At 40.9% G+C, this 14,501-nt stretch carries 7 protein-coding genes; all 7 read left to right on the top strand.

From position 1 onward, the window contains the following. The first annotated feature begins 275 nt into the window (after positions 1–275). The 7 genes from HT731_RS08260 to HT731_RS08230 all read left to right on the top strand — a co-directional run bounded on the left by HT731_RS08260 (position 276) and on the right by HT731_RS08230 (position 14,404). Positions 276–2,972, top strand: coding sequence for a cation-translocating P-type ATPase (locus HT731_RS08260; protein ID WP_173278484.1), 2,697 nt, complete (start codon positions 276–278; stop codon positions 2,970–2,972). A 12-nt stretch (positions 2,973–2,984) separates the two neighbouring features. Then, positions 2,985–3,776 carry a glutathione-dependent disulfide-bond oxidoreductase gene (gene yghU / locus HT731_RS08255; protein ID WP_173278482.1) on the top strand — a complete coding sequence of 264 codons (792 nt, stop codon included), beginning with the start codon at positions 2,985–2,987 and terminating at the stop codon, positions 3,774–3,776. Positions 3,777–3,891: 115 nt separating this feature from the next. Next, complete coding sequence (locus tag HT731_RS08250; protein ID WP_173278480.1) at positions 3,892–4,302, top strand: peptide deformylase; 411 nt, start codon at positions 3,892–3,894, stop codon at positions 4,300–4,302. Positions 4,303–4,313: 11 nt separating this feature from the next. After that, positions 4,314–5,909, top strand: coding sequence for a hypothetical protein (locus tag HT731_RS08245; RefSeq protein WP_173278478.1), 1,596 nt, complete (start codon positions 4,314–4,316; stop codon positions 5,907–5,909). Between the two features lie 178 nt (positions 5,910–6,087). Then, the gene (locus HT731_RS08240) at positions 6,088–6,252 is read left to right on the top strand and encodes a DUF3953 domain-containing protein (protein WP_173278504.1); all 165 of its coding nucleotides are present in this window, start codon (positions 6,088–6,090) and stop codon (positions 6,250–6,252) included. A 78-nt stretch (positions 6,253–6,330) separates the two neighbouring features. Then, positions 6,331–7,083: a peroxide stress protein YaaA gene (gene yaaA / locus HT731_RS08235; RefSeq protein WP_173278476.1), complete on the top strand. Its 753-nt coding sequence runs from the start codon at positions 6,331–6,333 to the stop codon at positions 7,081–7,083. A 337-nt stretch (positions 7,084–7,420) separates the two neighbouring features. Continuing rightward, positions 7,421–14,404 carry a SpGH101 family endo-alpha-N-acetylgalactosaminidase gene (locus tag HT731_RS08230; protein ID WP_173278474.1) on the top strand — a complete coding sequence of 2,328 codons (6,984 nt, stop codon included), beginning with the start codon at positions 7,421–7,423 and terminating at the stop codon, positions 14,402–14,404. The last annotated feature ends 97 nt before the right edge of the window (positions 14,405–14,501 follow it).

Here is a 14,501-nt window from a genome sequence, read left to right as displayed (position 1 = left end):
CATTATACTGGTTTTCAAGGGAAAATTCAAATAAGGTAGTTTTTACTCTTTTAAAACTTCCCAAAATTTGGTATAATAGAACTACTCAAGGGAGTAGCTGGCAGAAACCTGTGATAGTGTCGTCATTCCGAATTTTATACTGAAAAAGTATGCTTTCCGGCACTATCTTAAACAGCGAGACTTGTTATGATTAACAGGTCTCTTTTTGTTTGTCGTGAAAAGATACGATGAGGAAAAGAGAGTCTGTTTTGCACACAATGTCAAGGAGGAGACACATGTCAAAAGAACAAAAACGCCAAGCGTTTTATACTCAGAGTCCTGAAGAGGTCTTGAAGGCTGTGGATGCGACCGAGCAAGGTTTGTCATCAAGTGAGGCTGAAAAGCGCCTTGCCGAATTTGGCCACAATGAACTCGAAGAAGGCGAGAAACGATCAATCCTAGTCAAATTCATCGAGCAATTTAAGGATTTGATGATTATCATCCTAGTTGCGGCAGCAATCTTGTCAGTCGTGACTTCTGGTGGGGAAGATATCGCAGATGCCATTATCATCTTAGCAGTGGTAATCATCAATGCTGCCTTTGGTGTTTACCAAGAAGGAAAAGCCGAAGAAGCTATCGAAGCTCTCAAATCCATGTCTAGTCCAGCTGCTCGCGTTCTTCGTGATGGGCATATGGCGGAGATTGACTCTAAAGAATTGGTACCTGGAGATATCGTTGCCCTTGAAGCTGGTGATGTAGTACCTGCAGACCTACGTTTACTAGAAGCCAACTCTCTTAAAATTGAAGAAGCAGCTCTTACAGGTGAGTCTGTTCCAGTAGAAAAAGACTTAACAGTCGAGCTTGCTGCAGATGCTGGTATTGGGGACCGTGTCAACATGGCCTTCCAAAATTCTAACGTGACCTATGGTCGTGGGATGGGTGTTGTAGTTAATACAGGGATGTATACTGAGGTTGGTCACATCGCTGGTATGCTTCAAGATGCGGATGAGACAGATACACCACTCAAACAAAACTTGAACAATCTTTCTAAGGTCTTGACCTATGCTATCTTGGTCATTGCCCTTGTTACTTTTGTTGTAGGTGTCTTTATTCAAGGAAAAGATCCACTTGGTGAGTTGATGACCTCTGTTGCGCTTGCCGTTGCAGCCATTCCCGAAGGACTTCCTGCTATCGTGACTATCGTTCTTGCCCTTGGTACTCAAGTTTTGGCAAAACGTAACTCTATCGTTCGTAAGTTGCCAGCAGTTGAAACACTTGGTTCAACTGAAATCATCGCTTCTGATAAGACTGGTACGCTGACTATGAACAAGATGACAGTCGAAAAAGTCTTCTATGATGCAGTCCTACATGACTCAGCTGATGACATTGAACTAGGTCTTGAAATGCCACTACTTCGTTCAGTTGTTTTGGCCAATGATACGAAAATCGATGTGGAAGGAAACCTGATTGGTGATCCAACAGAAACAGCCTTCATCCAATATGCCTTGGACAAGGGCTACGATGTCAAAGGATTTTTAGAGAAATATCCTCGTGTAGCTGAGTTGCCATTTGACTCTGACCGTAAGCTCATGTCAACAGTTCACCCATTGATAGATGGTCGTTTCCTTGTGGCGGTCAAAGGTGCGCCAGACCAACTTTTGAAACGTTGTGTTCTTCGTGATAAGGCTGGAGATATTGCTCCGATTGATGAGAAGGTTACAAACCTCATTCATACAAACAACTCTGAAATGGCCCATCAAGCCTTGCGTGTCCTTGCAGGAGCTTATAAGATTATCGATAGCATTCCAGAAAATCTCACTTCTGAAGAACTTGAAAATGATTTAATCTTCACTGGTTTGATTGGGATGATTGACCCTGAACGTCCTGAAGCTGCTGAGGCTGTTCGTGTAGCTAAGGAAGCGGGAATTCGTCCAATCATGATTACAGGTGACCACCAAGACACTGCAGAAGCCATTGCTAAACGATTGGGAATCATCGATGCAAATGATACCGAAGGCCACGTTTTAACTGGTGCTGAACTCAACGAGCTATCTGATGAAGACTTTGAAAAAGTAGTTGGTCAATACTCTGTTTATGCCCGTGTGTCTCCAGAACACAAGGTTCGTATCGTCAAGGCTTGGCAAAAACAAGGTAAGGTCGTTGCCATGACAGGTGACGGTGTCAATGATGCGCCAGCTCTGAAAACAGCCGATATCGGTATCGGTATGGGAATCACTGGTACAGAGGTTTCTAAGGGGGCTTCTGACATGATTCTTGCAGATGATAACTTTGCGACTATCATTGTTGCAGTTGAAGAAGGACGTAAGGTCTTCTCAAACATTCAGAAGACCATTCAATACCTGCTTTCTGCCAATACTGCTGAAGTATTAACCATCTTCCTATCAACCTTGTTTGGTTGGGATGTCTTACAGCCAGTTCATCTTTTGTGGATTAACTTGGTAACAGATACCTTCCCAGCTATCGCTCTTGGTGTTGAACTTGCTGAGCCTGGTGTCATGAATCATAAACCACGTGGACGCAAGGCAAGCTTCTTCTCAGGTGGTGTTTTCAGTTCTATCATCTATCAAGGTGTACTCCAAGCAGCTATTGTTATGAGTGTTTATGGTCTTGCGATTGCTTACCCAGTGCATGTGGGTGACAATCATGCCATTCATGCAGATGCCCTTACTATGGCCTTTGCAACCCTTGGTTTGATTCAGCTCTTCCATGCTTACAATGTCAAGTCTGTTTACCAATCCATCTTGACAGTTGGCCCATTCAAGTCTAAGACATTCAACTGGTCCATCTTGGTATCCTTCATTCTTCTCATGGCAACAATCGTCGTAGAGCCACTTGAAGGAATCTTCCACGTAACCAAACTAGACTTGTCACAATGGGGAATTGTCATGGCTGGAAGCTTCTCAATGATTATCATCGTCGAAATCGTTAAATTTATCCAACGCAAACTCGGCTTTGATAAGAATGCGATATAAGGGAGGTTTCTGATGTCAGCTTATCAATTACCGACCGTATGGCAGGATGAAGCTAGTAATCAAGGAGCCTTTACGGGACTAAATAAACCAACAGCAGGTGCCCGTTTCGAACAAGACTTGCCAAAAGGAGAACAACCTTTTCAGCTTTATTCACTGGGAACACCAAATGGTGTGAAGGTCACTATCTTATTGGAAGAATTATTAGAAGCTGGTTCTGAGCAAGCGACTTACGACTTGTATAAGATTGCTATTATGGATGGGGATCAGTTTGGTTCAGACTTCGTAAAGCTCAATCCAAATTCAAAGATTCCAGCCTTGTTGGACCAGTCTGGGGCTGAAGAAGTAAGAGTCTTTGAGTCTGCTCATATTCTTCTATACCTTGCTGAGAAATTTGGAGCTTTTCTACCAAGTAATCCTGTGGAAAAGGTAGAAGTTTTGAATTGGCTATTCTGGCAAGCAGGTGCTGCACCTTTTCTAGGTGGGGGATTTGGACATTTCTTTAATTATGCCCCTGAAAAATTGGAATATCCAATTAATCGTTTTACGATGGAAGTGAAACGCCAGTTGGATTTGTTGGATAAGGAATTGGCTCAGAAACCTTATATTGCAGGCAATGACTATACGATTGCAGATATTGCTATCTGGTCTTGGTATGGACAGTTAGTTCAAGGAAAACTTTACCAAGGTTCTGCAAAATTCTTAGATGCCTCAAGTTACCAGAATTTAGTAAAATGGGCAGAAAAAATTGCCAATCGTCCAGCTGTTAAGCGTGGCATAGAAGTCACTTATAAAGAAATTAAATAGCAAAAAAGTCATCTTCGGATGGCTTTTTGCTACAGTTGAGGGAAAGGGCTTGCAGTTATCGGCTTTTGTGCTATAATTGCTATAATATAGTAAAAAGCAAGAGGAGTGTGAGGAAGTGGAAAAGAAAATTGTGAAGGATATTTTGTTTTTATCTCAAGTCTCTCAGCCGGCAAGTCAGGATGATCTGTATCTTGTTAGAGATTTACAGGATACACTTTTAGCAAATCGTGAGACCTGTGTGGGTCTGGCCGCCAATATGATTGGGGTACAGAAGCGAGTGATTATCTTTAATCTGGGTTTGGTTCCTGTTGTCATGTTTAACCCTGTGCTCCTGTCTTTTGAAGGACCTTATGAGACAGAAGAAGGCTGTTTGTCCTTGGTAGGTGTGAGACCAACTAAGCGTTATGAAACTATAAGGATTTCCTATCGTGACAGCAAGTGGCAGGAACAGACTATTACCTTGACAGGCTTCCCAGCTCAGATTTGCCAGCATGAACTGGATCACTTGGAAGGACGAATCATTTAGGAGGAAAGCAAATGAAACGAATAGTCTTTGAATTTATTTTTATCGCAACGACCTGGTATATCTTTTTACCGCCTCTTAACCTGACCAGCTGGGAATTTCTCTTTTTTCTCTGTGGGCATTTGCTGCTTGTGGCAATCTTATTTGGCTTTGGCAAGGGAATCAATCTGGTCAAAACAGTTCATGTGCGCCACGGCAAGGCGGAAGCTGCCTTAAATCTTGAGGGTTTCAAAATCAATCGGTTAGGTAAAGTTCTTTTTGTTTCTATTGGAGGGATTCTTCTCTTAGCAGCCTTGGTTTCCTTGGTGACTTCCAGCATTTTTCAGGCTAAAAATTATGCTAATGTAGTCACAGTTACGGAAAAAGACTTTACTGAATTTCCTAAGACTGATACCAGTAAGGTTCCTATTCTAGATAGAAGTACTGCTGAGAAAATTGGTGACCGCTACTTGGGTTCTCTAACGGATAAGGTGTCGCAATATGTAGCCGCAGATACCTATACCCAACTGACGATTGATGGAAAGCCTTATCGGGTTACGCCACTAGAATATGCAGATCCTATCAAGTGGTTTAATAATCAAGCTAAGGGAATCGGCGAGTATATCAAGGTGGACATGGTAACTGGAAATGCGAATTTGGTGGACTTGAAGACACCAATCAAATATTCAGACTCGGAGTATTTTAACCGCGATGTCAAGCGTCATCTGCGCTTTAAGTACCCAACCAAGATCTTCAAGACTCCATCTTTTGAGGTGGACGATGAGGGCAATCCTTTCTATGTAGCAACGGTTTACCAAAAGCAATTTGGACTTGCGGTTCCCCGTCCTGTTTCAGTCATTATTTTGGATGCTACAAATGGAGAAACCAAGGAATACAGCTTGGCTGAAGTTCCAGAATGGGTGGACAGGGTCTATCCAGCTGAGGAAACCATTGAGCAAATCAACTACAACGGCAAGTACAAGGATGGTTTCTTGAATGCCATGATTTCCAAGAAAAACGTGACCCAGACTACCAAGGGTTATAATTACTTGTCTATCGGTAATGACATCTATCTATACACAGGTGTGACATCAGCCAATGCAGATGAAAGTAATCTTGGTTTCATCCTTGAAAATATGCGGACAGGAGAAATTACGAAGTACAGCTTGGCTTCTGCGACCGAAGAATCAGCACGTGAATCAGCCGAAGGTGCTGTCCAAGAGAAATCCTACAAGGCAACCTTCCCAATCCTCATCAACCTCAATGACAAGCCTCTCTACATCATGGGCTTGAAGGACAATGCTGGCTTGGTCAAAGAGTATGCCCTGGTAGACGCAGTCGAGTACCAAAATGTTATCGTAGCCACGACAGTGGAAGAACTACTCAGCAAATACGCAAACAAAAACGACCTTGAAATTGACAATGAAACGACAGAAAGCATCAAGGGTGTGGTAGCAGACCTCAAATCAGCTGTTATCAAGGGCGATACCGTCTACTTCTTTAAAGTTGATGGCAAGATTTACAAGGTCAAGGCTTCTGTATCAGATGACCTTCCTTATCTTGAAAATGGTAAAACTTTTGAAGGTCAAGTAGGAAAAGATAATTATCTCAAGACCTTTAAAGTCCAGTAATACTCTTCGAAAATCTCTTCAAACCACGTCAACTTTATCTGCAACCTCAAAGCTGTGCTTTGAGCAACCTGCGGCTAGTTTCTTAGTTTGCTCTTTGATTTTCATTGAGTATAAAAAAGGTTTATTTAAGAAATATATGTTATAATAAGGTAAATTAAGCCTAATGGAGGACAAAGAAATGGGGTTTTATGTGATGCTTGCTTCAATGTTACTCGGACTGCTCGCTTTGAAGATAGGTTTTTCTCTGTTTAAGGAGAAAAAAGGTAAATTCTTATCTATCTTAACAAGCTTAGCTGGAATATCCCTTGTTCTCGTGGCTATGTGGTTAGGATGGCCAAAATAAGCAAAGAAACCTCGCTCAAAACGAGGTTTTTTAGATGAATTTCTTGGTAGCGGCTAAAAAATATGCTACACTATTAATATGAAAATTTTAATCCCAACAGCAAAAGAAATGAACACAGACTTGCCAAGTATCGAAGATGCTCCTTTAAAACCAGAAAGTCAAGCCGTACTTGATGCCTTGGCCCTCTATTCTGCTAGTCAATTGGAGAGTTTTTATAAGGTATCAGCTGAGAAGGCAGCGGAAGAATTTCAACATATCCAAGCTTTGAAAAGGAAAACTGCTCAACACTACCCAGCCTTGAAACTTTTTGATGGGCTCATGTATCGCCATATCAAGCGAGATAAGTTGACCGAGGTGGAACAAGCTTATCTTGAAAATCATGTCTTTATCACCTCGGCTTTGTACGGTGTCGTTCCAGCCTTGTCACCTATGGCACCTCACCGTTTGGACTTTTTGATGAAATTAAAAGTCGCTGGTAAGACTTTGAAGAGCCATTGGAAGGCAGTCTATGATGAATCTGTGAAGCAGGAAGAAGTGATTTTCTCCCTCTTGTCATCCGAATTTGAGACTGTATTTTCTAAGGAAATTAGAGAAAAAATGGTGACCTTCAAATTCATGGAGGACAAGGGTGGTCAGCTGAAGATTCATTCAACTATTTCGAAGAAAGCGCGTGGAGCTTTTCTGACATCTCTGATTGAAAATCAAGTACAGACGGTGGAGGAAGCTCGTAAGTTAAGCTTTGCAGGATTTAACTACCGAGAAGACTTGTCCCAGCCACAGGAATTGGTTTTTGTTAAGGAAGTATATATAAAAGAGAAAAATTCAAATTGAGAATCAACTTCTTTTTTTCTAAACTGTATGAAGTTGGTTAAAAAATCTTTAAAATCAGAAAAATGCATATTATCAGATATTGGAAAAATTTGATGATATGCATTTTATTTTTCTAGAGTATTTTGGAGATTTTATACTTTAATTTTACTAGGATTGAAAGAAAAAATTAGTCATTTCCTATCTTTTCTATTGCTTTATTGTCTATCATTTGTTATATTAAAAGTGTAATTATTTTTTATTTAATGACGTAAGTGTTACACTTTTTAGACAGAAAGGAGTATTTTTTTGAAGAGTAGATGTAAACGCTTACGTATATAGTGAAAGGATTTAGGACTTAATGGATAAAGGATTGTTTGAAAAACGTTGTAAATATAGTATTCGAAAATTTTCATTAGGGGTTGCTTCTGTCATGATTGGTGCAGCTTTCTTTGGAACTAGTACTGTCCTAGCAGATTCTGCACAAACAGGTTCAACAGCAAATATGCCGGCAGATTTGGCTGCAGCTCTTGCAAATGCTAAAGAGGACGGAGGGCATGATTTTGAGGCACCAAAAGCTGGTGAAGACCAAGGTTCTCCTGAAGTAACTGAAGGACCAAAGACTGAAGAAGAATTGTTGGCAAAAGAAAAAGAAACTGCAACAAGCTCAGCAGTTTCAGATACTCTTCCTGAAGAACTACGTGGAAAACTTGATAAGGCTGAAGAAAATGGGCACACTGCCTCAAAAGAAGAACTAGAAAAAGAAGATAAAAGCCTAGTCCCAGAAGATGTTGCTAAAACAAAAAATGGGGTATTAAACTACGGTGCGACTGTCGAAATTAAAAGTGCTGCAGGGCTTGGTAGTGGTATCGTTATTGGGGAAAATCTCGTTTTGTCTGTTTCTCATAACTTTATCAAAGATGTTCCAGATGGTAATAATCGTAAGGTAGCTGATAATGTTGAGAGTGATGGAGATGTCTATACAGTTTCTTACAAAGGGGCACCGGACGTCAAATTCAGTAAGAATGATGTGAAACACTGGGATCGTGAAGGGTTCCTCAAAGGATATAAAAATGATCTGGCAATTGTTAAGCTTCGTACACCTCTTGCAAATGCACCTGTTGAAGTGACTGAGAAGCCTGCAACAACTAAGGTAGGAGATAAGGTTCATGTATTTGGATATCCAAAAGGAGAGCTTGATCCAATTTTGAATACTACCGTTGAGGATATTAATAATCACGGAGAAGGTGTTCGTGGAATTAGCTATCAAGGAAGTGAACCAGGTGCCAGTGGTGGCGGTATTTTCGATGAAAATGGGAAATTGATTGGTATCCACCAAAATGGTGTCTCTGGTAAACGTAGTGGTGGTATACTCTTCTCACCTGCTCAGCTAGAATGGATTCAAAACTATATCAAGGGTATTGAAACAAGGAAACCAGCTGGTCTAGATGCTCTCGATAAACAAGTGGAAAACAAGGAAGAAAAACCAAAAGAGGATAAACCTCAAGAAGAAAAACCAGCTGACAATAAGCCGGCAGAAAACAAACCAGCAGAAAATAAACCTGCTGAAAACAAGCCAGCTGAAACTAAACCGACTGAATCAAAAGAAGTCACTCCAGAATGGAAAACAGTTGAAAAGAAAGAACAACAGGGAACAGTAACTGTCCGCGAAGAAAAAGGAGTTCGTTACAACCAACTAGCTTCAACTGCTCAAAATGACAATGGTAAAAAGCCAGCCTTGTTTGAAAAAGATGGTTTGACAGTAGATGCTAATGGGAATGCTACCGTTGATTTGACCTTTAAAGAAGAATCCGAAACAGGTAAGTCTCGCTTTGGTGTTTTCATGAAATTCAAAGACACTGACAACAACGTTTTTGTAGGATATGACCAAGGTGGATGGTTCTGGGAATACAAGACAAATGGTAGTGGACTTTGGTATCAAGGTGGACGTGTTGCAGCCCCAGTAAATGGATCAACCAACCACTTGATGATCAGTCTAAAATCAGATGGACAGCTCAATGCAACTAATAATGATGTGAAACTTTTTGACACAGTTACCTTGCCATCTGCAGTAAATGACAAACTAAAAGATGAGAAGAAAATCGTTCTTAAAGCTGGAACCTATAATAGTAGTGAAAAAACAATTGTCAATGTCAAAACTGACAACCAAGAAGGAGTTAAAACAGATCAAGAATCCACTAAAAAAGAAAAGGGCGATACAGTAGATGATAGCAATGTAAAATACGACACTATTCAATCTACAGTATTGAAAGCAGTTATCGACCAAGCCTTCCCACGTGTTAAAGAATATGTTCTAAATGGGAACAAGCTTCCAGGACAAGTGCAACCAATTAATCAAGTTGTGATCAACAAGCACGCTGTGACTCCTGAAGTTACCTATAAAAAGGTTAATGCAACGACTGCTGAGTATGAAATGAAACTCCGTGATGAGGCTAATCTGATCAATGCGGATATGACTGTTCGTTTGCAAGTAGTGGATAACCAACTTCACTTTGATGTGACTAAGATTGTGAACCATAACCAGGTTACACCTGGACAAAAAATTGATGATGAACGAAAATTACTCTCATCTATTAGCTTCCTAGGAAATGCCTTGGTATCTGTTTCAAGCGACCAAGCAGGAGCTAAGTTTGATGGGGCAACCATGTCAAACAATACTCATGTAAGTGGTGATGACCATATCGCAGTAACAAATCCAATGAAAGAATTAGCTAAAGGGTATATGTACGGATTTGTTTCAACAGACAAGCTTGCGGCAGGTGTATGGAGTAATTCACAAAATAGCTATGGTGGTGGTTCTTACGACTGGACACGTTTGACAGCTTACAAGAATACGATTGGTAATGCCAACTACGTGGAAATTCATAGTTCTGAATGGCAATGGGAAAAAGCTCATAATGGTATTGTCTTCCCAGAATATACCAAAGAACTTCCAAGTGCAAAAGTTGTCATCACTGAAGATGCCAATGCTGACCATAAAGTAGATTGGCAAGATGGTGCCATCGCTTACCGTAGCATCATGAATAACCCTCAAGGTTGGGAAAAAGTTAAAGACATTACAGCTTACCGTATCGCTATGAACTTTGGTTCACAAGCGCAAAACCCATTCCTCATGACCTTGGATGGTATCAAGAAGATCAACCTCCACACCGATGGTCTTGGTCAAGGTGTACTTCTTAAGGGATACGGAAGTGAAGGACATGATTCTGGACACTTGAACTATGCAGACATCGGTAAACGTATTGGTGGTGTTGCAGACTTTAAGACTCTTATTGAGAAAGCTAAGAAATATGGAGCTCATCTCGGTATTCACGTCAACGCTTCAGAAACCTATCCTGAGTCTAAATATTTTAATGAAGATATTCTTCGTAAAAATGCAGATGGTAGCTATAGCTACGGTTGGAACTGGCTTGACCAAGGTATCAACATTGATGCTGGTTATGACCTGGCTCATGGGCGTCTGGCGCGTTGGGAAGAGTTGAAGAAGGAATTGGGTGAAGGTCTAGACTTCATCTATGTCGACGTTTGGGGTAACGGTCAATCAGGTGACAATGGTGCCTGGGCAACTCACGTTATTGCTAAAGAAATTAACAAACAAGGTTGGCGCTTTGCTATTGAGTGGGGCCATGGTGGTGAATATGATTCTACCTTCCAACACTGGGCAGCTGACTTGACATACGGTGGCTATACAAATAAAGGTATTAACAGTGCCATTACTCGCTTTATCCGTAACCACCAAAAAGATTCTTGGGTTGGTGACTACAGAAGTTATGGTGGTGCAGCTGACTACCCACTTTTAGGCGGTTATAGTATGAAGGACTTTGAAGGATGGCAAGGACGTAGTGACTATAACGGTTATGTAACAAACTTGTTTGCTCATGATGTTATGACTAAGTACTTCCAACACTTTACAGTCAGCAAATGGGAAGATGGCAAACCAGTAACCATGACTGACAATGGTAGTACTTATAAATGGACTCCAGAAATGAAAGTTGAATTGGTCGATGCTGCAAATAACAAGGTTGTGGTAACTCGTAAATCAAATGATGTCAACAGTCCACAATATCGTGAACGTATAGTTACGCTCAATGGTCGTGTTATCCAAGATGGTTCAGCCTACTTGACACCTTGGAACTGGGATGCAAATGGTAACAAGCTTGCGAGCGACAAGGAAAAAATGTACTACTTCAATACTGAAGCAGGTGCAACAACTTGGACACTTCCTAGCGACTGGGCAAATGGTAAAGTTTACCTTTATAAACTAACTGACCAAGGTAAGACTGAGGAAAAAGAAGTTGCCGTGAAAGACGGTAAGATTACTCTTGATCTTACTGCAAATCAACCTTATGTACTCTATCGTTCTAAACAAACAAATCCTGAAATGTCATGGAGTGAAGGAATGCATATCTATGACCAAGGATTTAACAGCGAATCTTTGAATCATTGGAAGATTTCGGGAGATGCGTCTAAGGCTGAAATCGTGAAGTCTCAAGGTGCAAACCAAATGCTTCGTATTCAAGGCAATAAAGAAAAAGTGAGTCTGACTCAAAAATTAACTGGCTTGAAACCGAATACCAGATATGCAGTTTATGTAGGTGTGGATAACCGTAGTGATGCTAAAGCAAGTATTACAGTAAATACTGGTGAAAAAGAAGTAACTAACTACACCAACAAGTCGCTCGCTCTCAACTATGTAAAAGCCTATGCTCACAATACTCGTCGAAGCAATGCGACTGTTAATAACACAAGTTACTTCCAAAACATGTATGCTTTCTTTACAACAGGTTCAGATGTATCAAATGTAACCTTGACCTTGAGTCGTGAAGCAGGCGATGAAGCAACTTACTTTGATGAAATTCGTACTTTTGAAAATGAATCAAAAATGTACGGTGATGGTCACGATACTGCCACAGGTACCTTTAAACAAGACTTTGAAAATGTCGGCCAAGGTATCTTCCCATTTGTTATTGGTGGAATCGAAGGTGTTGAAGATAACCGTACTCACTTGTCTGAAAAACATGGTCCATACACACAACGTGACTGGAATGGCAAGAAAGTTGATGACGTTATCGAAGGAAATTGGTCACTCAAGACAAACGGTCTTGTGAGCCGTCGTAACTTGGTTTACCAAACAATTCCACAAAACTTCCGCTTTGAAGCAGGTAAGACCTATCGTATTACATTTGACTATGAAGCTGGATCTGACAATACTTATGCCTTTGTAGTCGGTAAAGGAGAATTCCAATCTGGACAGGCAAGTAATTTGGAAATGCATGAATTACCAAACTCATGGACAGATTCTAAAAAAGCTAAACGCGCAACTTTCCTCGTGACAGGTGCTGAAACTGGCGATACATGGGTAGGTATCTACTCTACAGGAAATGCAAGCAATACTCGTGGAGATTCTGGTGGTAATGCGAATTTCCGTGGTTACAATGATTTCATCATGGACAGACTTCAAATTGAAGAAATTGTCTTGACTGGTAAGATGATGGCAGAAAATGCTGTTAAGAACTATCTTCCGACTGTTTCGATGGAGAACTATACTAAAGAAACGATGGATGCTTTGAAAGAAGCAGTCTTCAACCTCAGTCAAGCAGACGATGATATTAGTGTAGAAGAAGCTAAAGCAGAAATCGCTAAGGTCAATGCTCTTAAAGATGCTTTAGTGATGAAGAAAACATCTCTTGTGACAGATGACTTTGCAAGCCTAAGCGCTCCTGCTCAGGCTGGTGAAGGTCTTGCAAATGCCTTTGATGGAAACTTATCTAGTTTATGGCATACATCATGGGGCGGAGGAGATGTTGGTAAACCAGCTACAATGGTCTTGAAAGAACCGACTGAAATTACTGGTCTCCATTATGTTCCACGTGGTTCCGGTTCAAACGGTAATTTGAGAGATGTGACTCTTGTCGTAACTGATGAAACAGGTAAGGAACATACTTTCAATGCAACAAATTGGGCTGATAATAACAAACCTAAAGATATCAACTTTGGCAAGACGATCAAAGCTAAGAAGATTGTTCTAACAGGAACACGAACTTACGGAGATGGTGGTAATCAATATCAATCAGCTGCAGAATTGATCTTCACTCGTCCACAAGTGACTGAAGCAGGTCTTGATACTACAGCCTATGAAGCTGCCTTAGCTAAAGCTCAAAAATTGGCTGATAAGAGCAATCAAGAGGAAGTAGCAAGTGTTGTTGCCAGCATGAAATTTGCAACAGATAACCATCTCTTAACAAATAGAATGATTAAATACTTTGCAGATTATCTTGATCAATTGAAGGATGAAACACCTACTCCAACTCCAGAACCAAAACCTGAAACTCCAACATCAAGTAAGGGTGACCAAGTAGCACCGGTCATTGAAGTTCCGGAATTCACAGGTGGTGTAAACGGTGGCGAATCAGCTATCAATGAAGCTCCAGAGTATACAGGAGTAATAGGAACAGCAGGCGATGAAGTGGCTGTAAAAGAGGCTCCAGAGTTCACTGGAAGTGTGAATGCAGCAGAATCAGCTGTCCATGAAGTTCCAGAATATACAGGTGCAATGGGAACAGCAGGTGACCAAGCAGCACCTACGGTAGACAAGTCAACTGAAGAGGTTCGTGTCTTATCAGATAAATCCACAGGAGTTGTAGTTGCAGGACTAGCAAGAGATTTGACACCAGACATGCACCTTCAAGTTCAAAAAGTAACAGACCAAAGCCTACAAGGTATGGAATTTGATGCTTATGCTCTTCATTTGGTAGATAAGGATAATCATAAGGTTCAGCCGAAAGGCGCAGTCCTTGTTAGAGTACCGGTTTCTGGTGAAGTGGCTGGGGTATACTATACAGCATCAGGTGAGTCAGTAAACTTTACAAATGGTCAAGGAACAATTGAATTCACAACTAGTCAACTAGGACATTATGCAGTAGTTTATAAACCAGTTTCTAAACAACAGAGCCCATTAGCTGATGAGCCTGGAGGAAATGCACAGACTCCATCTACTGGGGAAGCAGGAGGAAATGCACAAACTCCATCAACTGAAGAACCTGGAGGAAATGCACAGACTCCATCAACTGAAGAAGTTGGAGGTAAGGCACAAACTCCATCGACAGATCAATTCAATCAGAAGCAGCAGGATCCAGCAGTACAGGCATTTGAATATCAATCGGTTGATGGCTCTAAACCAGGAATGAAGATAGAAGAAGCAAAAGAAGAAATGACTGCTAAACTTCCAAATACTGGAACTAGCAAGTCAGATAATCTTTTCTTCCTTGCCAGCCTCAGTCTAGCAATGTCTGCTCTATTTCTTGCAAAGAGAAAAGAAGATTAGAATATACACGAGTTTTCATTAAAAGGGAGCTCAAACTCTCTGCTTGTTCTAGTGGAGAAAAAAGAATGCCCAGAGAGGACCTCTAGGTCCTCTCTTT

It is taken from the genome of Streptococcus sp. k-163, from assembly GCF_013277555.1.
GTDB lineage: Bacteria > Bacillota > Bacilli > Lactobacillales > Streptococcaceae > Streptococcus.
This window is presented reverse-complemented; position numbering and strand designations above follow the sequence as displayed.

What these genes read in the sequence shown, in the direction of transcription:
- HT731_RS08240 (WP_173278504.1), top strand. Translation starts at nt 6,088, where the DNA reads ATGGGGTTTTATGTGATGCTTGCTTCAATGTTACTCGGACTGCTCGCT.
- yaaA (WP_173278476.1), top strand. Translation starts at nt 6,331, where the DNA reads ATGAAAATTTTAATCCCAACAGCAAAAGAAATGAACACAGACTTGCCA.
- HT731_RS08230 (WP_173278474.1), top strand. Translation starts at nt 7,421, where the DNA reads ATGGATAAAGGATTGTTTGAAAAACGTTGTAAATATAGTATTCGAAAA.
- HT731_RS08260 (WP_173278484.1), top strand. Translation starts at nt 276, where the DNA reads ATGTCAAAAGAACAAAAACGCCAAGCGTTTTATACTCAGAGTCCTGAA.
- HT731_RS08245 (WP_173278478.1), top strand. Translation starts at nt 4,314, where the DNA reads ATGAAACGAATAGTCTTTGAATTTATTTTTATCGCAACGACCTGGTAT.
- yghU (WP_173278482.1), top strand. Translation starts at nt 2,985, where the DNA reads ATGTCAGCTTATCAATTACCGACCGTATGGCAGGATGAAGCTAGTAAT.